This is a genomic window from Brevibacterium spongiae (assembly GCF_026168515.1).
In the GTDB taxonomy this organism is placed as follows: domain Bacteria; phylum Actinomycetota; class Actinomycetes; order Actinomycetales; family Brevibacteriaceae; genus Brevibacterium; species Brevibacterium spongiae.
In genome coordinates, this window is record NZ_CP093443.1 from 757,087 (window position 1) to 782,361 (window position 25,275).

Consider the following 25,275-nt stretch of genomic DNA (forward strand, 5'->3'; position numbering starts at 1 on the left):
AATGGGGTTGGATTTCTACACCCAACCTATCCGGTGACGAAGTAACCGTGCGCGACGTTCCACTGATCGCGATTGTTCTGCAGTGGGATAGGCATTCACCTCGCAACTGGGCGTGATTCCCAGTCGCTGCCTCAACGACGCGGGACTTCGCTACCTCGATCCCGCTGATTCTCGATGGTTCGACGCCGTTGGGAGGCCCGCGGTCAGAACGGCGGGGGATCGGCCTCGAGGTCGTGGTCCCAGTTCACCTTCTTCGAGACGAAGCGGTGGTCCCAGGGGTCAACAGCTCCAGCCGCTTTGGACTGCGCAGTGCCGCTGAACGTCGCGGCGCTGGTTTCAGCCGTGTTGCGGGGATCGGATTCTTCGGGCTTGTTCGGGTCGTAGCTGATGGAGTCGAGGTCGCGGTGGTTCAGACGCGCCCACCTGACCTCTTTGGCGTACCTGGCGTCCCCTGTCAGCTGCTTCATCGCGGCAGGGTCGGAACCGGGAGGGAGACAGAGCTGGAAGACAGAGTTCTCCCAGTCGAGGCAGCGTTCGAGCCTCAGCCGCGCTCGCGCGAGCCGCTGGGCCTTGAACGCCTTCGACAGCCGCTGCTGCCGTGCCGCGAGCTCCTCCTGGAGGCGCTTCGCTTCGTCCCTCGCACGAATCGTCGACTCGCCGGGCATGAGTTCGAGTACCTGCGGTGCAGGCGGAACCATGCTTTTGGGCAGACTCCACCGCTTGAGGTGGACTTGCGCCAAAGCCTCGAGCTCGAGAGCTTGGGCGATGTTGATCGGCTGCTCGGGAGCCGTCGCCTTCGCCGAGATCCCGTGCCGAAACTCAAAGTCGACCTCTCCGGATTTGGGCATAGTGACGCCGTAGCGACCGGCGGTCTTCAGCGCGTGGTGCTTTTTGCACAGCGGGTGCAGGTTTCCGAACCGGGTCAGCCCGCCTTTGAGCGGGTTGAGGTGGAAAAACGGTACGACGTGGTCGATTTCCGACTTCTCGGCCTTGCGCTGGCAGCCGGGGACGGAGCAGACGGTCCACTGTTCGACCAACGTCCTGCGCAGGTCGTTGGGAATCTGGTAGCTCGTGGCCTTCGCGTCGATCGGGGTTCCGGTGGCCGGGTCGGTGAGAATCCGCTGGATGGTCTTGGAACGTCCAGCGATCGTGCGTGCCACTTCGGCGGGCATCGGCGAACCGTCGGAGAAGGTACCGGGCAGGTCCGAGTCACCCGTCAGCGACAGGAAGGGCACGGTTGCGACGGTGGCCGCCTGGCTCGACAGCCACCACTGAGTGGTGGGCATGCGCACCTTCACCCAATGCTCGGCCGGACCGAGCCCGTCGCCATCGTCGCCGCAGTCGGCAGTGCGGAAAGCGGAGCCGGCAGCCTTGCTGGACGAATCGTCGTCAGCGTCCGTGGGCTCTGCGCCCACGGTCTTGGCGAACTCGGCGAGCCCCTCGTCAGTGTCGACGCCGGGAATGAGCTCTCCGTCAGCGTCGAGCATCGACTTCTCGTCGGTCGTCTGGATTCCGGTGACCGGGTCGATGGACACGACCTTGACCTTCAGCTCAGGCACGGGGCGGACGAACAGGTCATACTGGAGCTGGTCGATGGACCGTTCGTCGCAGATCGCCATCCCGACAGGAAGGTTGAGAGCCGACTTGTTCTTCCCATGAATGGTCAGTGCCATGGCCTGGACGCGGTTGTAGCAGGCGAAGATCTCGGCAGAGGGGCCGCTGACGGTGAGGCAGGCCGAACCGTCCTTGAAACCCTCGACGTCGACGCGGCGGCGCTTGGCGGCAATCTCCGTCATGGCAACCGGAGGAACGAGAATGCTGATCATCTTCGCCAGCGACCGGCGAAGGGTCTCGCAGGTGATGTCCGCGCGCTTGGCGGCGAGGAACTCGTCGAGCTTCGGGAGGAACTCGAAGTTCACGGTCGCGCACAGCTGGGTGACGACGTCGACGTGTGCCTGGGTGAATTCGCCGGCGCGAACGCGATCGGCGAAGCGGGGGAGCCCGTAGAAAACCGTCATTGCTCCCGACAGCTGCCTGTACGTGCGGGCGCTGTTCGTGCCGAGGATCGTCGAGATCTCGACGAGGTCGTCCGCTTCCACATTGTCATAGACCCACTGCGCGAACCACGACGTGGGCGTGAAGTTCGGGAAGTCGGGAAGCTGCAGCGCCGCGGCTTTGTCCGCAGCAACCTGCTGAGCGCGGGCGAACTCCTCGTCATAGAGTTCGATCTCCGTCGAGGTCGCGTCGCTGCTGCCCGCGTCTTTGGTAGCGACGCACCTCGCGCCGGCGACGGTCTTGCCTGCATCCTTGCGACGACGCTCCTCAGCGTCGTATTCGGCCTGGGCTTCCCGGTGGCGGCGCTCCAAGGTCCCGGCGATCGTTGCACAGCGGAACGGCTGAGCTCCCTCGGGAACGGCGAAGTCCAAACCGAGGAGAACCTGTTCGAGCACAGTCGCCGAAGCTGACTCGAGCACCTCGAAGCGGGCGCGATCAGAGACCATGGCCGCCTCGGCGAAGTGGGTCATGTTCGATTCGAACCGGATGGTGACTCGCAGCGAGGAGTCGGACGACGCTGCCTCGGCGGCGCTCGCCTGTGTCGAATCTGTGGTGCCCTTCATTGCGATTTCACCTGCCTCGGACCTCATCGTCGGAGAAGTGGAGCTGAATTGAAAAGTTGTTAATTCTATAGTAGAGCATCGAACGACAATGCACAATAGCAAATATTCAAATAGTTCGAATCTTTGTCGATTTTCTGCGCTCGATGATTTCGATGTCTGACCATCTTCCCATTCGGCACTGACACGAGAACTTAGGCAGGGGGTGACACATGAACCACCCGGGGTCGGGGAGGTGCATGTGTCGGGAACAGACCGGACCGGGTGGCTGGAGCGGTAGTGGTACAGGAAGGCCGACCAGGAGTAGGAGTGCCGGTCGCTGCCGACGACCGGCGCCGTGAACTCCGGCCAATGGTCTGGAGAACATGCCACCGAAACGACGGACAACCTCGGCGAGGGGTGGATTTTCGGGTGAAGTGAGTCACGCCATCGGTTATGCTGTGGGGGTTGCCGGATGCGACCCATGAGGTCGACACTCGCCCTTATGCGAGCCGTATCCGCACAGCGCGCACCTGCGGCGCCCTTCACCTAGGGTCTGCACCACAGGACGCGCAGACGTCACCGCACCATCCTTCACTGGTGACCAGTTCTTCGTCAGGACCGCCTCGGCGAACCGACCAGGGTTCACGCGGACCCATGCAGGTTCATGCGAATTTGCGCAGGCTCATGTGAACATGCGAACCCTGCGGGCTCACGTAAACCCGCGCGAGTGCAGCCGAGACCGCGCCCCCGACGGCGCACGTTCAGACGATCACTGCCGGCAACAGCGAATACGACCTGTCGCCGCATCAACCACGAGGATCAAACATGACGACCACCGCCGAAAACTCGACCGGCTCGGGCCAGAACGCGCCGACTCCCATCACCGATGAGGAGATCTTCGCCGCACACGAAGGCGGCAAGCTGTCCGCCGAACTCACCAGCCCGCTGGAGACCCAGCGCGATCTGTCGATCGCCTACACGCCCGGCGTGGCCAAGGTCTGCACCGCGATCAAGGACGAACCGCAGCTCGCACGCACCCATACCTGGACGGGCCGCCTCGTCGCGGTCATCTCCGACGGGTCGGCCGTGCTCGGCCTCGGTGACATCGGCGCGGCCGCCTCGCTGCCGGTGATGGAGGGCAAGTGCGCCCTGTTCAAGTCCTTCTCGGGACTCAACGCGATCCCGATCGTGCTCGACACCAACGACACCGACGAGATCGTCGAGACCATCATCCGCATGGCTCCGACCTTCGGTGCGATCAACCTCGAGGACATCTCCGCCCCGCGCTGCTTCGAGATCGAGGACCGGGTCAAGGAGGCCCTCGACATCCCCGTCATGCACGATGACCAGCACGGCACCGCCGTCGTCGTCCTCGCCGCGCTGACGAATGCGCTGCGCGTGGTGAAGAAGTCGTTCGACTCCGTCCGCGTCGTCGTCTCCGGTGCCGGCGCCGCCGGTGTTGCCGTCGTGAAGATCCTCGCCGACGCCGGCGTCAACGACATCGTCGTCCTCGACTCGAAGGGCGTCGTCGAATCCGGACGCCCCGACCTGTCCGAGACGAAGCAGCTCCTCGCCGAGTCGACGAACCCGCGCGGAATCTCCGGCGGAATCGGCGAAGCCCTCGACGGAGCCGACGCCTTCATCGGCGTCTCCGGGGGCACCATCGACGAGGCGCACCTGGAGAACATGGCCGATGATGCGATCATCTTCGCCCTATCGAACCCCAACCCCGAGGTGGTCCCCGACATCGCCTCCAAGTACGCCACCGTGGTGGCCACCGGGCGCAGCGACTTCCCGAACCAGATCAACAACGTCCTCGCGTTCCCCGGGATCTTCCGCGGTGCGCTCGACGCCGACGCCGACGAGATCACCGATGACATGAAGCTCGTCGCCGCTCGGGCGATCGCCGACCTCGTCGGGGATGACCTGGCTCCCGGGTACATCGTGCCTGGTGCGCTCGATCCCCGTGTGGCCCCGGCCGTCGCCGAGGCGGTCGAGAAGTCCGCGCTCGAAGCGATGACCAAGCGCTGACGCTGGGTTCGACCAAGCGCTGACGCGGCGTTCGCGTGCGCGGGCCGTTCGGTCCGGATAGGGCTGGGCCCGCGCACAGCTGAGGGGCGGATGAAGGAAGATCTTCACCCGCCCCTCAGCTGTGTTGTGCGCGGAGTTTCAGTTGAGTTCCCGACGCGGGGCTCCGGGCGGGCGGCCCCGCAGTTGGCAGCCTCCCCGCCGATGGTCAGTCGTCGGTGACGGTGATGGTCACGTCGATGTTGCCGCGGGTGGCATTGGAGTACGGGCACACCTTGTGCGCCTTGTCGGCCAACGCCTGGGCCTCGGCCGTGTCGACGTGCGGGAGAGTGACCTCGAGCTCGACGGCGAGCTGGAACCCACCCTCGTTGTTCTTGCCGATGCTCACGCGTGAGCCCACCGAGGAGTCCTCGATGTTCGCCTTGGTCTGACCGGCCACGAGGCGCAGCGCCGAGTGGAAGCACGCCGCGTAGCCGACCGCGAAGAGCTGTTCGGGGTTGGTGCCCTCGCCGCTGCCGCCCATCTCCGTGGGAGTGGCGAGATCGACCTCGACCTTTCCGTCCTTCGTCCGTCCACGGCCATCACGGCCCTCGCCGGTGGCCAGTGCTTCTGCAGTGTAGAGAGCTTGCATGATTCTTCCTTCCGTTCGTGGTGAGTGGCAGGTGAACGACCGCAACGACTGAGTCCCCGGTTGCGTCTGCGACTACTGCTGGGGATTCTGCGGCGGCTGCTGGCCCTGCTTCCACTGCTGCGCAGCCGACTTCGCGGACTGTGCCGCCGACCGGACGGCCTGGCCTGCCGACCGGCCCGACTGCGAGTTCGACTGGCCGGACCCGCCGGACCCACCTGAGCTCGGTGGGTTGGTCGGCTGCTGCGGGACTGCCGGCTGCTCGGAGCGATGGCTCGGGCTCGAGCTGTAGCGGCTCTCCGGTGCCGTGAAGGTCGCTCCGTCCTCGGCGGCGTTGGCGGCGAACAGGGCGTTGCGGATCTCCTGGCCCATCTCGCCCAGACCACCCGGGTTCGAGGGCATGAACAGCACGTTCGAGCGTCCCTCCTGAGCGACGTTCTGCATGGTGTCGAAGTACTGAGTCATCATCAGCAGCTGCTCGGCCGTCTTGTCGATGCCCACCTCCTGCAGCTTCGCGTACTGCTCCGCGATACCGGTGGCGATCGCCTTCCGCTGAGCGGCGACACCTTCACCGTGCAGGCGCATCGCTTCGGACTCCGCCTGAGCCTGGGTCACACGCTTGATCTTGTCCGCCTCGGCCAGCGACTGTGCCGCGACCCGGTCGCGCTGTGCGGCGTTGATCGAGTTCATCGAGTCGCGCACCTTCGGGTCAGGCGTGATGTCCGTGACGAGGGTGCTCACGATCTTGAACCCGTAGCGCTTCATCGACTCCGACAGCCGACGCTCCACGTTCTCGGCGATATCGTCCTTCGACTCGAACGCCGTATCCAGTGTCAGCCCCGACAGCGCCGAGCGCACGGTGTCGAAGACGTAGGAGCGGATCTGCTCCTCAGAGTTCGCCAGACGGTAGTAGGCATCAGCGACGTTGTCCTCTTCGACGACGTACTGGACGGCGACGGGAACGGTGACGAAGACATTGTCCTTCGTCTTCGACTCGATATTGACCTCGAGCTGCTGGACTCGCAGCGAGATCGGCCGGCTCGTCGTCTCGACGAACGGCACCTTCGTATTCAGTCCCGGCTTCGCAACCTTCTTGAACTTGCCGAATCGCTCGACGATGACATTCTCCTGCGTCTTCACCGTGAAGAACATGCTGGTGCGCAGCTTGCCGAAGAGCAGAACGGCGATGACGAGGATGACGATGATTATGGCGACTGTGGCCACTAATCCAGTCATGAGTGCTCCAATGCGTCGTAGAGTTCGGCCGCAGGACGACCGCTGGTGCCTACCACCTTAGTAGTCGAACCGGCTTCCGTATATGACAAGGCAGCTGGAATGCGACAAGGCTGCCGGGCTGCGACCGGGATACGGAATATGACAAGGCAGTTGGAGCGTGTCCGGAACCTGCAACAGATCACCCACACATCTGATGTCAGACGTATACTGGAGACTCAGCACGGAATCGATGGCGGAAGGTGCTCATGACGGAGGCGACAGCGGCCGGTCGGAAGGTGACGACCTCCGACCGAATCAAGGATCTCATCCTCTCAGACGGACTGCGCCCCGGCGACCTCCTGCCCACCGAAGGCGAACTGTGCAACCGCCTCGGAGTCTCCAGATCGAACGTGCGCGAGGCCATCCGCAAGCTCTCCACCCTCGACATCGTCGACGTCCGGCACGGACACGGCACCTATGTCGGCGAGATGAGCCTCGACGCCCTCGTCGAAGCCCTCGTCTTCCGCGGAGTGCTCAGCCCCGGCGACGACCTCGATCCGCTGCGCGACGTTGTCGACGTCCGCAAGGCCCTCGACCACGGAATGGCCGATCAGATCGTCAGCGCCCTGCAGGGCACCTCGAACCCCGACTTGCACGCCCTCGTCGACGAGATGACCGCCCTGGCAGCCGACGGCAAGACCTTCCCGCAGCAGGACCGCGCCTTCCACACCGGGCTGCTCGCCCAGCTCGGCAACTCACTCGTCGGCCAACTCGTCGCAGCCTTCTGGGACGTCCACACCGCAGTGCTGCCGAAACTCAACGTCGCCGTGGCCGCCGACCTGGAGCAGACGGCGAAATCGCACGGACTCATGCTCGACGCCGCGGAATCCGGCGATGCCGAAGCGTTCCGTGACGCAATCACCGCCCACTACGAGCCGATCATGCGCGCCCTCGAGGAGAACTGATGGAAGTTGTCATCGCCGATGAATACACCCTGGCGGAGCTCGCCGCCGATGCGATCGAGCGGCTGCTGCGCACGCAGACGTCACCGGTCCTCGGGCTGGCGACCGGTTCGAGTCCGCTGCGCATCTACGACGAGCTGACCACCCGCCACAAGAACGAAGGACTGTCCTTCGCTCATGCGCAGGCGTTCATGCTCGACGAATACGTCGGCATCGCCGCCGACCACCCGGAACGCTATCGCAACGTCATCGAGGCGCAGATCGCTTCGCGCGTCGATTTCGCCGAGGGGGCCGTCCACGGACCCGATGGATCCGCGGATGATCTGGCGGCCGCCTCGGCGGACTATGAGGCGCAGATCGCCGCGGCGGGCGGAATCGATCTGCAGATCCTGGGCATCGGCACCGACGGCCACGTCGCGTTCAACGAACCCGGCTCATCCCTGGCGTCCCGGACGCGGGTGAAGTCGCTGACGCATCAGACGCGGGTCGATAACGCCCGGTTCTTCGACGGTGACGTCGAGCAGGTGCCGAAGCTGTGCCTGACGCAGGGGATGGGCACGATCATGGAGGCCGGGCACCTTGTGCTCGTGGCGACCGGCGGCAACAAGGCCGAGGCCGTGCATCAGATGGTCGAGGGGTCGATCTCGGCGATGTGGCCGGCGTCGGTGCTGCAGATGCATCAGCACGTCACGGTGCTGCTCGACGATGCGGCGGCCTCGAGGCTCCAGCTTGCCGACTACTACCGCCACGCGTACGAGAACAAACCGGACTGGCAGGACCTCTGAGCGGTGCGACTGCCGCAAATGACGCGCGCCCTCTGATGGGTCGCCGATCGAGCGGTCGCCGGTGTCGTCGAGGGCGGTTCGTTCAGCCCTCGACCGCCTCGGCGAACCATGAGGTGATCGTGGTCGGGTGAGTGATCGCGGTGCCCACGACGACGGCCTCGGCACCGGCGTCACGCGCGGCCGCGGCCTGGGCGGGGGAATGGATGCGGCCTTCGGCGACGAGCATCGCGGGAAGCGCTGCGTCACGGATTTCGCTGATGAGGTCGAGGTCGGGGCCGTCGGTCTTCGGGCGTTCGTCGGTGTAGCCGGCCAAGGTCGTGCCGATGATGTCGGCACCGGCCTCGACCGCCGCCCGAGCATCATCGAGGCTGCCGCAATCGGCCATGACCAGGGCGTTCGTCTGCTCGTGGAGACGTCCGATCGTCTCGGCCAGGCTCAGCCCGTCAGGTCGTTCGCGCCGGGTACCGTCGAGCGCGACGATGTGGGATCCGGCCAGCGCCACAGCATAGGCGTGCTGGAAGGTCGGGGTGATGACGACGCCGTCCTTCCCGTCCTTCCACAGTCCGATGACAGGCACCTCGACCGCTGAGCGGGAGGCCTGGATATCGCCGAGTCCCTGCACGCGCACAGCCGCCGCGCCGCCTGCCACCGCCGAGGCGGCGATCTGGCCCATCGTGTTCGGATCCCGCATCGGCTCGCCAGGGTAGGCCTGCACGGAGACGATGAGCCGCCCGCGCAGAGCCTCAAGGATTTCGGTCTTCGACAGCATCAGTGAGTCTCTTTCGTGGTGGAATCGGGTGGGGCATCCTCGGATCCGGAGGTGGCGTGCGCGGCGGTGGCGGCGTGCGGTGAGACGGTGTCGGCCCATAGTCCTGCCGCGCCGATGAGGGCGGCGTCCTGTCCCAATTCTGCCTTCCGCAGCTCGGCCCCTGCGGTGGCGCGGATGAGTTCGGCGGCGAAGGCCTCGCGCAGGGGCACCCACCAGATGCTGCCCATCTCGGCGAGGCCGCCGCCGATGACGACGACCTCGGGGGAGAGGACGTTGACGATCCCGCCGAGCGCCGATCCCAAGGCTCGCGCGCCCGTATCGAAGGCGCGGACGGCGAGAGCATCCCCCGCCGAGGCGGTCGCCGCCAATTCGCGGGTGTTCGCCGGGGATGACGCTGAGAATCGGGTGCTCGTTGCCGTCGGGTCGGGCGCGGGCGATGCGGTCGCAGGCTGTGCGCTCGGCTCTGGGGCTGCGGGTCCGTTAGTCCGCAGCAGGCGGTGGTAGGTGGCCAGGATGGCGGGTCCCGAGGCGATCGCTTCGACGTGTCCGGTGCCGCCGCACGGGCAGGGCAGTCCGGCTGCGGCTGCCGATGGCAGATGGCCGATATGTCCGGCGGCCGAGTTCCTGCCAGTGAGCAGGCGACCATCCGTGATGAACCCGCCGCCGATTCCGGTCCCGGCAGCAGCGAGCAGGGAACTGCTCGAACCGTGGGAGGCTCCGGCGACGACCTCGCCGAGCGCATGGGCATGGACATCGTTGACAGCTCGCACCGGCAGTCCGGTGCGGGCGGAGAGCTCGACGGTCAGCTCGGTGCCGGCCCAACCGGCCAGCGAATCCGTCGCCGAGATCACGACCCCGGTCGCGGGGTCGATGACCCCGGCCGAACCGACGCCGATGCGCCACACGGGATCGGCGGAAGAGCCCGACGAACCGGCAGGGGGACCCGCCCAGTCAGCACCGGAATCGGCACCGGATCCGGAACCGAAGCCGTCACCGGAACCGAAACTGGAACCGTCACCGTCAACGGATCCGTCACGGGAAGCCTGCGTTTCCGCGATCACGGCGGCGGCCACCTCGGCGATGGTGTCGAGGACCGCCTGCGCACCCGACGTCGCAGGCGTCGGCACGCTGCGCACGTGCGCAAGGTGCCCGTCGATGACGGAACCGGCACGGATCTTCGTGCCTCCGATATCGACGGCAACAGTGGCGGGCAGGGTCACAGCAGTCCTGCGGCGGTGATGATCTCGCGGACGCGTTCGGTCTCTGCGGCGTCGAGGGCCTCCATCGGCTCGGCCATCCGGTTCGAATCGATGATGCCCATGAGCTGCAGTGCGGTCTTGAACCCGCCGAGGCCCGCGGCACCGGCGGAGACGCGGCCCGGCGTCGCGGCACCGGTGATGTCGAACAGGCGAGCCACACGGTCCTGCTCGGTGACCGCGGCCGTCCAGTCGCCGGCCTTCGCCGCGTCATAGGTGCGCACGTACCCGGCGGGGTCGACGTTGCCGAGGCCGGGGACGATGCCTGCCGCGCCGCCGAGCATCGCGCCGTCGGTGACGACCTCGTGGCCGGTGAACACGGCGAAGTCCGGCAGGTGCTTCGTCGCCAGCAGCAGGCGGCGGAAGCCGACGTCGTCACCGGAGGAGTCCTTGACGCCGGCGATGACGCCCTCTTCGGCGAGGCGGACGAGCAGGTCGAGCGGCATCTTCATGTGCGTGCGCACGGGCACGTCGTAGGCGAAGACGGGCACGCTGACATGGGCGGCGACGGCACGCAGGTGGCGCTCCACCTCGGCGGCGTCGGACAGGGCGTAGAACGGCGTGGTGACCACGGCCGCGTCCCCGCCGATCGCCAGCAGGCGGTCGGCTTCGTCGATGACGCGCGTCGTCGTCTGCTCGCTGATGCCCACGAGCACGGGCACCCGGCCGGCCGCGGCCTCGAGCGCGGTGGCCAGCACGAGGTCACGCTCATCATTGGTGAGGTAGGGGACCTCGCCGGAGGACCCGAGCACGAAGACTCCGTGCACTCCGCCTGCGACGAGGTGGTCGACGAGGGCGGCGATGCCCGCCCGGTCGATCTCTCCGTCGGAGGTGCGCGGGGTGAGCAGCGGGGGGATGATTCCGTGGAAGTCAGTCATGATCGTGTCCTTGCCTATCGTGCGTGTTGACTGTCGCCGAGGTGGTCGTCGGGCGGGTCGGATCCGATCCGATCGATGACGTGGACTCGGCGGTGGCCGCGGAGGCGGAGACCGCCTCGGCGGGGTTGGTGGGCTGAGTCGGAACTCGGCGGGTGTAGCTGGCGCGCTTGCCGTAGATCGTCAGCGGCAGCACATCGTGGTCGCTGCGGCCGCCGATGGCGCCGGTGAGCAGCGAGACGAGATAGCCGAAGATCATGGCGCCGACGAATGCGACGGTGGAGACGGCGAACGGTGTGAGGCCGGCCTGCTCCTGGACGATCCAGGCCAGGCCCGCACCGAGGAGGAGCCCGGCGAGCACGCCCGAGGTGTTCGCCCGCTTCGTGAAGATGCCGAGCGCGAAGACACCGGCCAGCGGAACACCGAAGAGTCCGGTGATCGAGAGGAACAGGTCCCAGGTCTGAGCCTGATCGGTGGCCGAGAGATAGAGCGCGACCCCGACGGAGAGTGCACCGACGATGACGATGACGGCGCGGGAGAAGGCGACTCCGGTGCGCGGCTTGCCGTCCTTGGGCGGGAAGAAGCGGTCGCGGATGTCGACGGTCACGCAGGCCGAGATCGAGTTGAGGCTCGAGGAGATCGTCGACTGTGCGGCGGCGAAGATCGCGGCGATGAGCAGCCCCGAGACGCCTGCCGGCAGTGCTGTGACCGCGAAGTAGGGCACCAGCGCCGAGGTGTTGAACCCTTCCGGCAGGGCCTCCGAGTGCTGGTAGAAGCTGTAGAGGACGGTGCCGATTCCGTAGAACAGAGGGATCGTCAGCAGGGCGAGGAAGCCGTTGACGATGAGCGAACGTGCCGTCGACTTCGGCGAGTCCGTGGTCTGGTAGCGCTGGACGACGTCCTGGCTGGCCGTGTACTGGTGCAGGTTGTTGAACACCGAGCCGAGGAAGACGATCGGGATCGCCGCGGCGGCCCCGCCGAACTTCCAGTTGTCCGCGGAGATGAACTTGTCATCGGCCGCGGCATCGGAGACCACTGTCGCCAGCCCGCCGTCGAGGGCCATGATGCCGAAGACGAGGATGACGGCCGCGCCGACGAGCAGGATGATGCCCTGGACGACGTCGGACCAGATGACGCCCTCGATGCCGCCGAGGAAGGTGTAGACGACCGAGAGCACGCCGACGGCGCCGGCGACGAGCGCCGGGTTGATGTCGGTGACCGAGCTGATGGCCAGGGTCGGCAGGTAGATGACGATGGCGACGCGGCCGATGTGGAAGAGGACGAAGAGCACGGAGCCGAGCACGCGGATGCTCGGGCCGAAGCGCTCCTCGAGGTACTCATAGGCCGTGGTGACGTCGAGCTTGCGGAAGAAGGGGATGTAGAAGAGCACGAGCAGCGGGACGATCGCGAAGATTGCGATGTTTCCGGCGGCATACGACCAGTCGGTGAGGAAGGCCTGCTCGGGTGTGGACATGTAGGTGATGGCCGACAGCGTCGTCGCGTAGATGGAGAAGCCGGCCGCCCAGGCCGGGATGCGGCCGCTGGCCTTGAAGAACTCCTCTGTTCCTCCGCTGGCGCGTTTGGTGAACCAGACCCCGATGCCGAGAGTGGCCAAGAGGTAGATGATGATCACGGCCCAGTTGAGGCCGCCGAGTCCCGGAGCGTCCATGCTCCCTCCTCACAGTGAGTTTCGTAGGGGGACCGGTGAGAGCGTCGAGTCCCAACTGACACGTAGGACGTATGATGTCCTATGTTGTGAATCTACGGGAATGTGCGACACGGCACAACCCGGTGCAGGGTGTGGGTGACGTCTGCGCAGGTCAGGGGTGTGTGGCTGCCGTGCGTAGGTCAGTCGTGCGGGCGGGTGGAATTGACCTCGACGCTGATCTCGGGTGTGCCAGTGGGGCGTTCATCCTCGGGGAACGAGTCGACGATCTGATCGACGAGCGGCTGCATGAATAGCTTTCCCAGCTGTCGGACCATGACGGTGACGACCTGCTCGACGCGATCTCGGCTCGTCGAGGCGAGGCCGTTGGCGCGCATCGCATCGACGCTCTTCTGCGAGGCCCTGCTCAGGCGCGTGATGAGGGTGCGATCCTCGGGCGGTTCGAGGAGTTCGCGGCGCAGGTAGGCGACGACCGGAGGGTGGTCGCTGAGCATCTGCGCGACGGCGGCATCACGTGCAGGTGCGTCGGCGACCGAACCCGTCGTCCGCTCATCGGCAGAATCGATGGCCGCTTCGAAGAGTCCGACGATCCAGGTCTCCAGTGCCTTCCGCAGTCCGGCCTTCGACCCGAAGTGGTGGGAGATCAGCCCGATGGCCACCCCCGCCTCGGCTGCGATGGCGCGCAGGGGGGTGCCCGCGAAGCCGTGGGCGGCGAACTGCTGGAGTGCGGCGTTGCGGATTCGCGCACGGCTCGTGAGGTCCTGCTCGCCGAAGTCGGCGAGATCCCCGGTCGTATCTGTGCTGGTGTCGGCCGTGCCGTTGTCGATCGGGTCTGTGCCGGTTGCTTCTGCCACGGTCCTCATCTCATTCGCTGCGGTGTTGCGACATCGGTTCTTCCGTGCCCGCTATTGAACACTCTTTCAATCTACTGTACGTTCATTCAAAAGCGCAGCTTTCAGAGAGACGCGCTTTCAGGGAAATACAGCTTGCAGAGAGGCGAGGAGACGGAATGCAGGATCGGGAGCCCCTCGATGGCGTCACAGTTATCTCTTTGGCGGTGAACTTACCGGGCCCACTGGCCGCTGCCCGCCTACAGTCTTTGGGTGCGCGCGTCATCAAGGTCGAACCGCCGCAGGGCGACCCGTTGACCTTCGCGGTCCGCGAGTACTACGACGAGCTGACGGTCGGGCAGGACGTCGTGACGATCGATCTCAAAGATCCGACCGGGTGCGAACGCCTCGACACTCTCGCAGCCGAGGCCGATATCGTCCTCACCGCCATGCGGCCACGCGCCGCAGCCGCACTCGGTCTGCCCGAACTCATCGACCGCCACAACCTCGTCCACGTCGAAATCGTCGGCTTCTCCGGCGACCGAGCCGATGTTCCCGGCCACGACCTGACCTACCAGGCCGCCCACGCCACACTCGTCCCGGGAACCATGCCCACCGTTCCGATCGCCGATGTCCTCGGCTCGGAGAACGCCGTCGTCGCCGCGCTCGCCGGTCTGCGCCAGCGAGACCTGCGACAGCGAGACCTGCGCGCCCCCGGACAGGGCGGTGGAATCGTCCGCCGGGTCGTCCTCGACGAGGCGGCAGCCTGGGCGGCAGGGCCGGCACGGCACGGATTGAGCTCTCCGGGCGGCCACCTCGGCGGGGGTTCCCCGTTCTATCGCACCTATGCCACCGCCGATGGGCACGTTGCGGTCGCGTGCATCGAACCGCACTTCGCCAAGGCGCTGGCCACGCAGCTCGGGTCCGAGCACGAGCAGCTGAAACGGGCCTTCGCGGCGCAGCCGACGGCGCATTGGACCGACTTCGCCGCAGAGCACGATCTGCCGATCGAAGAGATCGCGCACCAATGACCCCACCAGGACGAGTGACCCCACCGGGTCGAGTCGCCTCACCGGACGCAGCGACCCACTGGAACAGATGACCCCACCAGACAGGAGACGAGAGCATGATTCTTGACGGATACCGCGGTGGATGGGAAACCGCGGAGACGGACGATCTGCGCGATCTGGCACGCGGATTCTTCGCCAAGGAGATCGTGCCGAACCAGGCCCGCTTCGCCGAGGCGAAGCAGGTCGACCGCGAACTGTGGAACCGCGCCGGCGAGGCCGGGCTGCTCTGCATCTCGATCCCGGAGGAATACGGGGGAGGCGGAGGCACCTTCGCCCACGAGGCCGTCATCCTCCAGGAACAGGGCTTCATCGGCGACGCCGCATGGGCCAACAGCGTGCACTCGACGATCATCTCCCACTACATCAACGCCTTCGGCACCGAGGATCAGAAGCGCAGATGGCTGCCGGGCATGGCCTCCGGCGAGCTCGTCGCCGCCATCGCGATGACCGAGCCCGGCACGGGCTCGGACCTGCAGAACGTGCAGACGAAGGCACTCCGCGACGGCGACGAGTACGTCATCAACGGAGCGAAGACCTTCATCTCCAACGGCACCCACGCCGATCTCGTGGTCATCGTCGCCCGCACCGGAGACGCACCCGGCGCCAAGGGACTCTCCCTCATCGTCGCCGAGGTGGCCGACCTGCCCGGATTCTCGCGCGGTCGCGTACTCGACAAGATCGGGCAGCGGGGTCAGGACACTCGTGAGCTGTTCTTCGAGGACATGCGGGTTCCCATCGAGAACCTCCTCGGCGGCGAAGAGGGACGCGGCTTCGTCCAACTCATGCAGCAGCTGCCGCAGGAACGCCTGTCCATCGCCGTCGGCGCCGCCGCCACCACCGAGGCCGCGGTGCGCGAGGCCATCTACTATGCGAAGGAGCGTGAGGCATTCGGGCAGCCGATCCTCGGCTTCCAGAACACGAAGTTCGTGCTCGCCGAATGCGCGACCGAAGCCTTCGCCGCACGCAGCTTCGTCGACCACCTCATCGCCGCCCACACCGCCGGCACACTGACGACCGAGCAGGCATCGGCCGGCAAGTACTGGGCCGCGGACGTTCAGAACTCGGTCATCGACCGGTGCCTGCAGGTCTTCGGCGGGTACGGCTACATGCTCGAATACCCGATCGCCCGGATGTACGCCGACGCACGGGTGCAGAAGATCTACGGCGGAACGAACGAGATCATGAAGGAGCTCATCGCCCGCGGGCTGTGACTAGGCGTCGAAGGCGAGCCCTCGCAGCCGCACGGCTCGGGGCGACGGCGGAATTCATCTCACCGTCGCCGCCTCGGTGAATAGTTGAGCACATCCACGGCCGAGAAGTCCGCCGATGCACCGGACTGCATGACGTTGTTCCTGAATGCCCCTTGAGAAAGCCTCCGAGAAACGTGAGCTTCGCTTGAGTAGATTCTGAACTGTTGAGCAATATGTGTCGAAAGATGACGATTCGGGCTCACGTTCTGCCACTCGTCGATAGCTTGGGCCTCACCAACCGCGTTTGAAAGTACGGAGTGTGAGCCCCATGAGCATTGACACGAACAACGGCATCGACACCACGAAGAACATCGACGTCGACCGCCTCAAGGACCTCTCGGAGAAGAACAAGGCCACCCCGGAACAGGGCCGCAAGAAGATCCAGGTCAAGTCCGTGACCGAGTCCGGATTCCGCAACCTCAACTACGCCCGCGACCACAAACCGTTCCTCATCTCCGAACCGCACCCCCTCCTCGGCGATGATCAGGCCCCGAACCCCACCGAGATCGCCCTCGGCGCCCTCGGCTCCTGCATCAACGTCGGCATCCAGGCCATCGCCACCTACCGCGGCGTGACCCTGACGAAGATCGAGATCGAGCTTGAGGGCGAGATCGACATCTCCGCCGTCTGGGGCGTCGGCGACCTCGACCCGGAGAAGGAACTGGGCATCACGAAGGTGCGCGCGAATATCTCGCTCGACGGTGACGCCGATGACGCAACGCTCAAGCAGATCAGCGACGACGCCGTGAAGTGGTCACCGGTGGCGAACACCTTCATCCGCCCCGTCGAACTCGAGACCGCGACGACCACCGGGTCGAACGCCTGACCATGAGCACCGAGACCATCAGCAGCCCGACCGACGCACTCACCTCTGAGATCGTCCCGGCCGAACTGCTTGAAACCATCGCCGAGGCGGCTCCTGCCCTTGATCGGGGAGACCGGCAGGTTTCCGAGTTCCTCCCCGAACTCGGTCGTGCCGGACTCCTCGACCTCGGTGTGGCCGGCAGGGACGGGCAGGGGGCCAACGGCACCTTGGCCGACCAGGCCGCAGTGATCGAAACGATCGCCCGGCACTCGCTGAGCCTCGCCTTCTCCGTGTGGGGGCAGCGGATGGCCATCGACTACCTCGCGACCACCGGTGGGGACTTCGCCGACCGGCATCTGGAGAGTCTGCGCCGCGGTGAGACTATCGGCGTGTCCGGAATGGCCCCGGCGTTCAAGGCCTCCGCCGGTGCCGGCGAACTCGGACTCGAAGTCGGGACCGATGCGAGCGGCACCGATGCGGGCAACACTGGTGCGGGCGGTACGGATACCGGCCGGCTCGCGCTGCGCGGCAAGCTCGCGTGGGCCTCGAACCTCTATCCCGGCGCGGTCATCGTTTCGGCCGCCTATGGTTCGCCGTCCGAGACCATCGGTTCCGCCGACCGACAGTCCGGACCGAAGTCGATCGTCGCGTTCTCGGTATCCGAGGACGGCGTCACCGTCGGCCCGGAACTCGACCTGCTCGCACTCAAGGGCACAGCGTCGACCTCGGTGAGCGTCGACATCAGCGATCTCGACCACGGGCAGGTCATCGGCGAGGACTTCACCGGCCTGCTCGCCCGTTGGCGTCCCGTCGCCGCAGTCCTCCAGTCGAGCTTCTGCCTCGGCCTGGCGGCGGCGGCCCACACCGGTGCCGAGGCGGGACTGCGAGGCATCAACGAAGTCTTCACCGACGACGTCGAGGAAGAAGGACAGGCGCTCAACGAAGCGAAGAGCCGCCTCGGCGAGGTCATCGAACGCATCTCCTCGGGTAATCGTCCCGAGCCGAGCGAGGTCCTGTCCCTACGTCTCGAATCCGGTCGAGTGGCCACGGCCGCCTCCGGGCTCGAGATCCGCACGGCCGGCGGCCGCGGCTACGCCGTCGGTTCGCACGCCAACCGCCGCTTCCGGGAAGCGACGTTCATCCCCGTCCAGTCGCCCTCGGAAGGGCAGCTGCGGTGGGAGCTCGACCGTCTGGGCTGACCCGGACGATGCGGAGTAGGACGAAGCGTCACGGATGAACACGATCATGAGAACGGGGCCGGCCGCCTCGGCGCTGTCACGACGACGGCTGTTGGGACTCGGCGGGGCCGCGGGAGCTGCGGCCCTGCTCAGCGCCTGCACCGCGACGCAGGCTGGAAGCACCGGCATCGCCGCGGCGGACTTCGTGCCCTCCCTCGACCCGCCGACGGGGCTCGAGAAACGGCAGCTGACGGTCGGGTACGTGCCGATCACCTGCGGCACCCCGATCGTCACTGCCGCAGGCCTCGGCGTCTATGAGAAGTACGGACTCGAGGTGACGCTGCGCCGCTATACCGGCTGGGCGGAACTGTGGATCGCGTTCGTCGCCGGTGAACTCGACGCCACACAGATGCTCGCGCCTATGCCGCTGGCCATCCACCACAACTTCGCTTCCGGGCAGCGGAACCTGCGCCTGCCGTTCGTGACGAACACGAACGGCAACGGGGTCACCGTCGCCCGGTCGCTGCGGGGCACGGTCAAGGGCCCGGAGGACTTCGCCGGGCTGCGCGTCGGCCTTCCCTTCGACTATTCGGTGCACAGCCTGCTCATGCGCGACTACCTCGCCTCCGGCGGCCTCAATCCGGAGCGTGATGTCGACCTGCGGATCATGCGCCCGGCCGATATGGTCACCGCGCTCGCCGTGGGCGAACTCGACGCGTTCTGCTTGCCCGACCAGTTCAACCAGCGCGCCGTTGCCGAAGGGGTCGGGTTCATCCACCTGCTCACCAAGGACCTGTGGCCCGACCACCCGTGTTGCAGCTTCGCCGTCGGCGAGGACTTCGCGAGCGCGAACCCGAACAGCTACGCCGCACTGCTGAGCGCACTGGCAGATGTGTCCCTGTGGATCGACGAACCGGCACACCGCGCACAGACCGCCGACCTCATGGCCGCCGGATCGGCGCTGGGAATGCCGAAGCCCGTACTTCAAGCCGTGCTGACCGGGAAATTCGCCGACGGAACCGGTCGCAAGAGGTCCGTGCCCGACAGGATCGGCTTCCAGCCGTACCCACACGAATCCTACGGAGTGTGGATGCTCGACGCGATGAACCGCGGCGGACTCACCGGCACGCAGAAGTTTGCGCAGGCGGCTGACTATTCGACGGCAGTGCGATCCGTCTTCGATTCGCGCTCGGCTGCGACAGTGCTGGACCGCCTCGGCGGGGATACCCGCGAACACTTGTCCGAGACCGTGCTCGGCCGCACCTTCGACCCTCGCCATCCGAAGAAGTGGAGCATCTAGACCGATGAGCAGTCAGACGAGAGGTCAGCTGAGCAGCCAGTCGGAGACCTCGGTGCAGGGGCAGATCTCCGAACAGGGGCAGACGCACGCGACCGCGGGCGTCGGCAGTGTGCTCAGAATCCGCGGCTTGCTCAAGGCCGGGGGACTCTTCATCGTCCTCGCCGCCGCCTTCATCCTCGCGTGGCAGCTGGTCACAGCCGGGTACGACGACGGCGGACTCGCCCCGACACCGGCCGCGAGCTGGCACCGCCTCGTCGAAGTCGTGTCGACCGCGTTCGTCTTCGAACCGCCGAACAACGTCGGAATCGTCTTCCACCTCCTCGCCTCGCTGCGTCGAGTGCTCCTCGGTTTCGGACTCGCCGCGGCCATCGCGATCCCGCTCGGGCTCTTCCTCGGCAGCAATCGCCTCTTCGAGACCGCCCTCGACCCGATCGTGCAGGTGCTGCGCCCGGTCTCACCCCTGGCGTGGCTTCCCATCGGCCTGGCGATCCTCCGCGATTCCGAAGCCACCGCGGTCTTCGTCATCTTCATGGCCTCGCTGTGGATCATCCTCATCAACACCATCGACGGCGTCCGCCGCGTCAACCCCCACTTCCTCGACCTCGCCCGGACCCTGGAGGCGACCGCCTGGCAGCACACCGTGCGCATCGTCCTGCCCGCCACCGTGCCCGCGATCGTCACCGGACTGCGTACTTCCCTGTCGACGGCGTGGCTGGTCATCATCGCCGCCGAGATGATCGTCGGCAACCGCGGCATGGGCACCTTCGTCTGGAACGAATGGAACGCCATGAACATCGATTCGATCGTCGTCGCCATCCTCATCATCGGCGTCGTCGGGTTCCTCCTCGACCGCGCCGTCGCCCAACTCCACCGATTGGTGCCCGCCGCATGAACACCTCCACTGACACCCTGAGCGATTCCGATCCCAAGGATTGCACCCTCGCCGAGGCGGCCCCGCAGCTGCGTCTGACCGGGATCTCCAAAAGCTTCCGCCGTCCCAAGGGCGGAACGCAGCAGATCCTCTCCGACGTCTCCTGCGAGATCGGTGCCGGCGAGTTCGTCGCAGTCATCGGTCCCTCGGGGTCGGGGAAGTCGACGCTGCTGCGCATCCTCGCCGGTCTCGAGACCCCCGACCGCGGGCAGGTCACGCTGACCGGTCAGCCCGTGACCCGCCCCAGCCGACGTATGGGCATGGTGTTCCAGCAGCACGTCCTCCTGCCGTGGTTGAGCGCCAAGGGGAATGTGCTCTTCGCCCTCGACGCGGCCGGAGGCTCGGCACGCTCTGTCGGGACGTCGGCACGCTCCGCTGGGGAACGGGAGGCGATCGCGGACAAGTGGCTCGACCGTGTCGGGCTCAGTGAGGCTGCCGATCTCAAGCCGCACCAGCTCTCCGGAGGCATGGCCCAGCGGGTCGGCATCGCCCGCGCCTTCGCACTCGACTCCGAGGTCCTGCTCCTCGACGAACCCTTGGGTGCCCTCGACGCACTGACGAGGTATGCGCTGCAGCAGCAGCTGCTCGAACTCTCGGAGCACGAGAAACGCACCTTCGTCCTCGTCACCCATGACGTCGACGAGGCGCTGCTGCTGGCCGATCGGATCCTCGTCCTCTCCCACGGCCCCTCGGCGACCATCCAAGCCGAACTCGACGTGCCGTTCGCTCGGCCGCGTGACCGTGACGCCATCGAAGCCGACCCGGCGTTTCTCGAGCTGCGCCGGGAACTCCACCACGCACTCACACCGGAGACGACCGACTGACCCTGGCGGGCCGCCTTCGCCGACTGAGGTGGTCGAGCGCCGCTCAAGTAAGTGACGAAGTGTGCGCACCTACACGGTTGGTGGTGGCGGGTATGCACTCCAGTCGTTGACACTTGCCGAAGTCGCGGGGTTCTGTGGGGTCATTGAACGTATATAGTCGCCAAGGTAGGGCAGGGAGAATGCAACGTATCCCCACCCGTCGGATTGAACATATCCACTATTGATCAGGCGGGTCTTGTAGATCTGTGCATATTGTCCGTAAGTGCCCATTCGGTCAGCGATATCGGAGATCTTGCTTCGTCCAGATTCGTCTACTGCCATTGCGTTGACAAAATCTCTGTCGCGGTCAGACAGATCTTCGTAAACTCGGCTGATGACTCGACGCTGCACAGACTTGATCGCCTTATCATGGGCGATCTGTGCGTCGGTGACTGAGATCGTATCCTCAGTGGGAGTATTTCTCCATGCATAGTCGCCTGCTAACTGGATCAGGTATGGATAGCCTTGGGTGACTCGGACAAGGAGTTCTAAAGCCTCAGGCGCGATAGATCTGCCGGCGATTCGAATGGTCTCTTCGAGGACATGCCTAGTCTCTTTGGGATTCAGACGTCTGAAATCCAAATCGCGAGAGCGCCGGATGAAGGTTGTGTGATCGTTCTTCGCCAGTTCGTCCAGATCCACCTTGATTCCGGCAAAGGCGATCATGATGTTGGCGCCTTCAGTTTTTGCGTGTGCGACCTCAAGTGCAAACCGAGACAGCTCGCGCAACCGGACTTTTCCTGACGATACTTCATCGATGGTGATGAGGACTCCGGCTTCACCGTTCAGCGCAGTAGAAAGTGCAATAAGGTCATCGCGGAGAAGCGGCTTTACGGTGCGACTCCGGTCGACGTATTCCAAGCCAACTGAGAACTTCCAAATTCCTATGCTGCTGAGCCTGGCGCGCGTAGTCTCTGTAAGTCGGTTGATCTCTCGCGGGATGGATGACTCAGTGATCCGCTCCATCAGGCCCGAGCTTGCATCGTCTGCAAGGACAATCCATCCGGCTTCGCGTGCGGCGTCTTGAAGCCGGGACAGCATGGAAGTCTTGCCGGAGCCGCGGAGTCCCGAGACCAACAGGGAATCGTTCTCCCCGAAATCGAGCGTACGGAAGACCTCAGTTATTTCGTTGAGTTCAGACTGATGGCCGCCGAACACTAGCGGAGGCTTACTGTAGCCCGGTGTAAATGGGCTTGGGCCGTAAACATTTGGGTCAGCCACTGCAGTCTCCTGCCGACTCGGAGGAATCGTATTTATTTTATTTACTTTAACACCTCGCGCCAGATGGATTGAGGACCTTGTCGGCGGCAATGCTTTAACGGTGCGGAGACCACCAGCCCTTCGGGTGACTCACCCAAAACGAGCCTGCCTACCTGGAATTGCGACGGGAAGTCCACCATGTGCTCACGACGGAATCCAACGCAACCCGATCGAGCATCCAAACGATATTTATTCTATTTATTTGCCAGTGGTCCTCGGATCACGTTGGCGACGATGCAGGGCAAGGGCCGGCCGCCTCGGTGAGGGTGGTCACCTGAGCGCCCCCTCAAGGCCGCGTGCGTGCGGATGTGGGAAGATTGAGGACGTGTCGAAAGTACTTGAGATCCTGACCCCGGACGGGCTGCCGCCGCTGCCCGAGAAGCCCGGCGTCTCCTACATCATGCCGGTGCTCAATGAGGCCGAGCACATCCGCCAGGCGATCACCACGATCCTCGCCCAGGACTACGACGGAGACAAAGAGGCCGTCCTCGCCCTCGGCCCGTCGACCGACGACACGAACGCCATCATCGCGGCCATGGCGGCGACCGATTCGCGGATCCAGACCGTCGACAATCCGCAGGCCGCGACCCCGATCGGCCTCAACCTCGCGATCGCCGCGACCCATCATCCAGTGATCATCCGCGTCGACGCGCACTCCGGACTCTGCCCCGAATACACTCAGCAGGCCATCGACACCCTGCGCGAGACGAAGGCCGCGAACTGCGGCGGACTCATGCTCGCCCGCGGCAAGACCTCCTTCCAGAAAGCGGTGGCTCGGGCGTATATGTCCCCGGTCGGCCTCGGCGGTCCCGCCTACCATTCGGGTGACGAAGCGCAGGAAGCCGAATCGGCCTACCTCGGCGTCTACCGCCGCGAAGTCTTCGACATCCTCGACGGCTTCGACGAAGGCATCAAGCGCGGGCAGGATTGGGAGCTGAACCTGCGTATCCGCACCGCCGGCGGGCGCATCTGGTTCAACCCGGACATGGAAGTCACCTACTGGCCGCGCGGCACCTGGTCGAAGATCGCCCAGCAGTTCTGGGCCACCGGCATCTGGCGGGCCGAACTCATCCGCCGCTACGGTGCGCAGAACTCGATCCGCTACTTCGCCCCGCCGCTGCTCGTGCTCGGCATGGGCGCGGCAGTCATCGAAACCCTGCTCCAGCTCACTGGCACAACGAAGACGTGGCCGAAGTTCCTCCGCCGCTTCACCTCCCTCATCCACGTGCCGAGCTTCGGCTACATTGCCGGAATCCTCGCGACCGCCTCGGCGGCGAAGGACTGCGGCCGACGTGAGCGATTCTGGTTCGGCCTCATCCTGCCGACCATGCACCTGTGCTGGGGCGCAGGCTTCCTCAAGGGCCTGGTCACCGGGGCCGGAACGACAGAGGACAGCAGCCGATGAGCAAGAAGAAGCGTCGCATCGACAAGGACCGCTACGGTCGCGGGCTCACCGATCCGCTGCCGAGCGTCGACCCCGAATCCAATGAGCGCATCCCCGTCCCCGAACGGCCGGAGCCGAAGAAGTTCTACGCACCCCTGTGGGCCGGCGGGATCGTCGTCCTCCTCGTCGTGGGCGTCATCCTGTTCAACGTCTTCGGGTCGAAGGACCAGCTCACCGTCGAATCGCTCAATCCTCCGGCCGTGGCAGCGCTCGATGGGGGATCCGCGGTGTACCCGGCGAACTCGAAGCTCGCCTTCACCGAGAACGTGAAGTTCGGCTACCTGCCCGCCCCGACCCTGTTCGCGCTGAAGGACGGCACGATCGTCGCCGCGAATCCGGAGACCGCAGCCGATCAGATGGGCCTGAAGAAGAGCCTTGACGAGGTCACGGTGTCCGAGTTCGACGACGCAACGATCACACCCCCACGCAAGGACACAGCGAGCGGCGAGACGATCACCTGGGACGATCTCGTCGACGAGATCGGCGGGGACACAGTGTTCCTGCCCGCCATCGATTCCCCCGAGGTGGCCGAACCGGCACTGAAGACCATCACCGAGGCGGGGCTCGAGGATTCGACGATCGTGCGCACCGACGACGCCGAGGTGGCCCGTGCTGCCGCCGATGCGAACATCGACGCGATGTTCACCGGCGATGTGACGGCGACCGGGAACGAGTCGCTGTCCGGGGACGGATACACGGCCATGGCCGTCGAGGCCGATATCGCCGCGAAGTGGACCGGGGTCGACCTCGATGTGTGGGCCACCGACGTCAAGGACAAGAAGCAGCTCGAGACGCTTGCCGACGCCGGAGTCGTCGGCGCGCTGAGCACGAACCCGTACAAGGTCCTGCCCTCCGAAGTGAAGACCGACTGACCATGATGCCGGGGCGAGCAGCCGCCTCGGCGAGACGATGACGAAAACGCCCCCGACAACGATTCAGGAGAATCCATGACTCAGCCCATCGGCAACCCATCGCACATCGGCAACCTGGATGCGAGCCAGCTCGGCCCGCAGCCGACCTACCTGCCCGAGGACCACCCGGACGTCGAAGCCCGCACGCGCATCGACGCCGGTGAGGAGCCCATCGACGTGGCCGCTGCACTGCCGGCTTCGTCCCTGGCGTGGGCCGAACTCGCCGATGAAGCGCATAAGGAAGGCCGCCTCGTCGACGCCTATGCCTACGCCCGCGTCGGCTACCACCGCGGACTCGACGCCCTGCGCGCCGCCGGATGGCGCGGCGCCGGACCGATCCCGTACTCGCATGAAGTCAACCGCGGATTCCTCCGCGCCCTCTACGCCCTCGGCCGCGCCGCCGGAGCGATCGGCGAAGGCGAAGAGGCCGCCCGCATCGAAGAGTTCCTCAACTCCTCCGACCCGACGGCTGTGGAAGCTATCGGCCGCGGGGAGTGAGACGCTCCACCCGGTGAGCTGACGGCACTGTGACCTGCGCTCACGGCTGTTGCCTGCTTTCACGGTGCCGCGACGCCGGTAGCCGTGCTGAATGCGAATTAAGTGGGGCCAGATTGTCCGCTACTTGCGAGTAGGCGTGCAATCTGGCCCCACT

The 25,275-nt window shown here is 65.7% G+C and carries 22 protein-coding genes; 13 read left to right on the forward strand and 9 right to left on the reverse strand.

Annotated features, from left to right (window positions below):
• Positions 1–203 precede the first annotated feature (203 nt).
• Positions 204–2,618, reverse strand: coding sequence for an HNH endonuclease signature motif containing protein (locus L1F31_RS03335; protein ID WP_265419277.1), 2,415 nt, complete (start codon positions 2,616–2,618; stop codon positions 204–206).
• Between the two features lie 804 nt (positions 2,619–3,422).
• Here L1F31_RS03335 and L1F31_RS03340 point away from each other — a divergent pair.
• Positions 3,423–4,628, forward strand: a complete 1,206-nt coding sequence (locus L1F31_RS03340) for an NAD(P)-dependent malic enzyme (RefSeq protein WP_265419278.1) — start codon at positions 3,423–3,425, stop codon at positions 4,626–4,628.
• 205 nt (positions 4,629–4,833) lie between these two features.
• Here the strand turns inward: L1F31_RS03340 and L1F31_RS03345 are convergent, their stop codons facing one another.
• Positions 4,834–5,256 carry an organic hydroperoxide resistance protein gene (locus tag L1F31_RS03345; RefSeq protein ID WP_265419279.1) on the reverse strand — a complete coding sequence of 141 codons (423 nt, stop codon included), beginning with the start codon at positions 5,254–5,256 and terminating at the stop codon, positions 4,834–4,836.
• 72 nt (positions 5,257–5,328) lie between these two features.
• Positions 5,329–6,489 carry an SPFH domain-containing protein gene (locus L1F31_RS03350; RefSeq protein WP_265419280.1) on the reverse strand — a complete coding sequence of 387 codons (1,161 nt, stop codon included), beginning with the start codon at positions 6,487–6,489 and terminating at the stop codon, positions 5,329–5,331.
• A 245-nt stretch (positions 6,490–6,734) separates the two neighbouring features.
• Here L1F31_RS03350 and L1F31_RS03355 point away from each other — a divergent pair, with 245 nt between their 5' ends.
• A complete protein-coding gene (locus L1F31_RS03355; RefSeq protein ID WP_265419281.1) occupies positions 6,735–7,433 on the forward strand; it encodes a FadR/GntR family transcriptional regulator in 699 nt (232 codons plus the stop codon).
• The gene (nagB, locus tag L1F31_RS03360; protein ID WP_265419282.1) at positions 7,433–8,215 is read left to right on the forward strand and encodes a glucosamine-6-phosphate deaminase; all 783 of its coding nucleotides are present in this window, start codon (positions 7,433–7,435) and stop codon (positions 8,213–8,215) included. Before L1F31_RS03355 ends, nagB begins: the two co-directional genes overlap by 1 nt.
• A gap of 82 nt (positions 8,216–8,297) precedes the next feature.
• On the opposite strand, the gene L1F31_RS03365 is transcribed toward nagB, so the two are convergent.
• The 5 genes from L1F31_RS03365 to L1F31_RS03385 all read right to left on the reverse strand — a co-directional run bounded on the left by L1F31_RS03365 (position 8,298) and on the right by L1F31_RS03385 (position 13,635).
• Positions 8,298–8,984, reverse strand: coding sequence for an N-acetylmannosamine-6-phosphate 2-epimerase (locus L1F31_RS03365; protein ID WP_265419283.1), 687 nt, complete (start codon positions 8,982–8,984; stop codon positions 8,298–8,300).
• Positions 8,984–10,204: an ROK family protein gene (locus tag L1F31_RS03370; protein ID WP_265419284.1), complete on the reverse strand. Its 1,221-nt coding sequence runs from the start codon at positions 10,202–10,204 to the stop codon at positions 8,984–8,986. Before L1F31_RS03370 ends, L1F31_RS03365 begins: the two co-directional genes overlap by 1 nt.
• Entirely contained in the window at positions 10,201–11,121 is a 921-nt protein-coding gene (locus tag L1F31_RS03375) for a dihydrodipicolinate synthase family protein (RefSeq protein WP_265420381.1), read from the reverse strand. The genes L1F31_RS03370 and L1F31_RS03375 overlap by 4 nt, the downstream gene beginning before the upstream one ends.
• A complete protein-coding gene (locus tag L1F31_RS03380) occupies positions 11,111–12,784 on the reverse strand; it encodes a sodium:solute symporter family protein (protein ID WP_265419285.1) in 1,674 nt (557 codons plus the stop codon). The genes L1F31_RS03375 and L1F31_RS03380 overlap by 11 nt, the downstream gene beginning before the upstream one ends.
• Positions 12,785–12,963: 179 nt before the next feature.
• The gene (locus L1F31_RS03385; protein WP_265419286.1) at positions 12,964–13,635 is read right to left on the reverse strand and encodes a TetR/AcrR family transcriptional regulator; all 672 of its coding nucleotides are present in this window, start codon (positions 13,633–13,635) and stop codon (positions 12,964–12,966) included.
• A gap of 155 nt (positions 13,636–13,790) precedes the next feature.
• Between L1F31_RS03385 and L1F31_RS03390 the strand changes: the two genes are divergently transcribed.
• The 7 genes from L1F31_RS03390 (at position 13,791) to L1F31_RS03420 (ending at position 20,969) form a co-directional block, all read left to right on the forward strand.
• The gene (locus tag L1F31_RS03390; RefSeq protein ID WP_265419287.1) at positions 13,791–14,642 is read left to right on the forward strand and encodes a CoA transferase; all 852 of its coding nucleotides are present in this window, start codon (positions 13,791–13,793) and stop codon (positions 14,640–14,642) included.
• A gap of 95 nt (positions 14,643–14,737) precedes the next feature.
• Positions 14,738–15,892, forward strand: a complete 1,155-nt coding sequence (locus L1F31_RS03395) for an acyl-CoA dehydrogenase family protein (RefSeq protein ID WP_265419288.1) — start codon at positions 14,738–14,740, stop codon at positions 15,890–15,892.
• A gap of 307 nt (positions 15,893–16,199) precedes the next feature.
• Positions 16,200–16,757 carry an OsmC family protein gene (locus L1F31_RS03400; RefSeq protein ID WP_265419289.1) on the forward strand — a complete coding sequence of 186 codons (558 nt, stop codon included), beginning with the start codon at positions 16,200–16,202 and terminating at the stop codon, positions 16,755–16,757.
• 2 nt (positions 16,758–16,759) lie between these two features.
• The gene (locus tag L1F31_RS03405; protein WP_265419290.1) at positions 16,760–17,935 is read left to right on the forward strand and encodes an acyl-CoA dehydrogenase family protein; all 1,176 of its coding nucleotides are present in this window, start codon (positions 16,760–16,762) and stop codon (positions 17,933–17,935) included.
• Positions 17,936–17,981: 46 nt separating this feature from the next.
• Entirely contained in the window at positions 17,982–19,214 is a 1,233-nt protein-coding gene (locus L1F31_RS03410; RefSeq protein ID WP_265419291.1) for a CmpA/NrtA family ABC transporter substrate-binding protein, read from the forward strand.
• Between the two features lie 4 nt (positions 19,215–19,218).
• The gene (locus tag L1F31_RS03415) at positions 19,219–20,106 is read left to right on the forward strand and encodes an ABC transporter permease (protein ID WP_265419292.1); all 888 of its coding nucleotides are present in this window, start codon (positions 19,219–19,221) and stop codon (positions 20,104–20,106) included.
• Positions 20,103–20,969, forward strand: coding sequence for an ABC transporter ATP-binding protein (locus tag L1F31_RS03420; protein WP_265419293.1), 867 nt, complete (start codon positions 20,103–20,105; stop codon positions 20,967–20,969). Before L1F31_RS03415 ends, L1F31_RS03420 begins: the two co-directional genes overlap by 4 nt.
• Positions 20,970–21,038: 69 nt before the next feature.
• Here the strand turns inward: L1F31_RS03420 and L1F31_RS03425 are convergent, their stop codons facing one another.
• Positions 21,039–22,229, reverse strand: coding sequence for an ATP-binding protein (locus L1F31_RS03425; protein WP_265419294.1), 1,191 nt, complete (start codon positions 22,227–22,229; stop codon positions 21,039–21,041).
• 364 nt (positions 22,230–22,593) lie between these two features.
• Between L1F31_RS03425 and L1F31_RS03430 the strand changes: the two genes are divergently transcribed.
• The 3 genes from L1F31_RS03430 (at position 22,594) to L1F31_RS03440 (ending at position 25,121) form a co-directional block, all read left to right on the forward strand.
• Positions 22,594–23,673, forward strand: coding sequence for a glycosyltransferase family 2 protein (locus tag L1F31_RS03430; protein WP_265419295.1), 1,080 nt, complete (start codon positions 22,594–22,596; stop codon positions 23,671–23,673).
• Positions 23,670–24,584, forward strand: a complete 915-nt coding sequence (locus tag L1F31_RS03435; protein WP_265419296.1) for a hypothetical protein — start codon at positions 23,670–23,672, stop codon at positions 24,582–24,584. The genes L1F31_RS03430 and L1F31_RS03435 overlap by 4 nt, the downstream gene beginning before the upstream one ends.
• A gap of 75 nt (positions 24,585–24,659) precedes the next feature.
• Positions 24,660–25,121, forward strand: coding sequence for a DUF3151 domain-containing protein (locus L1F31_RS03440; RefSeq protein ID WP_265419297.1), 462 nt, complete (start codon positions 24,660–24,662; stop codon positions 25,119–25,121).
• Positions 25,122–25,275 lie beyond the last annotated feature (154 nt).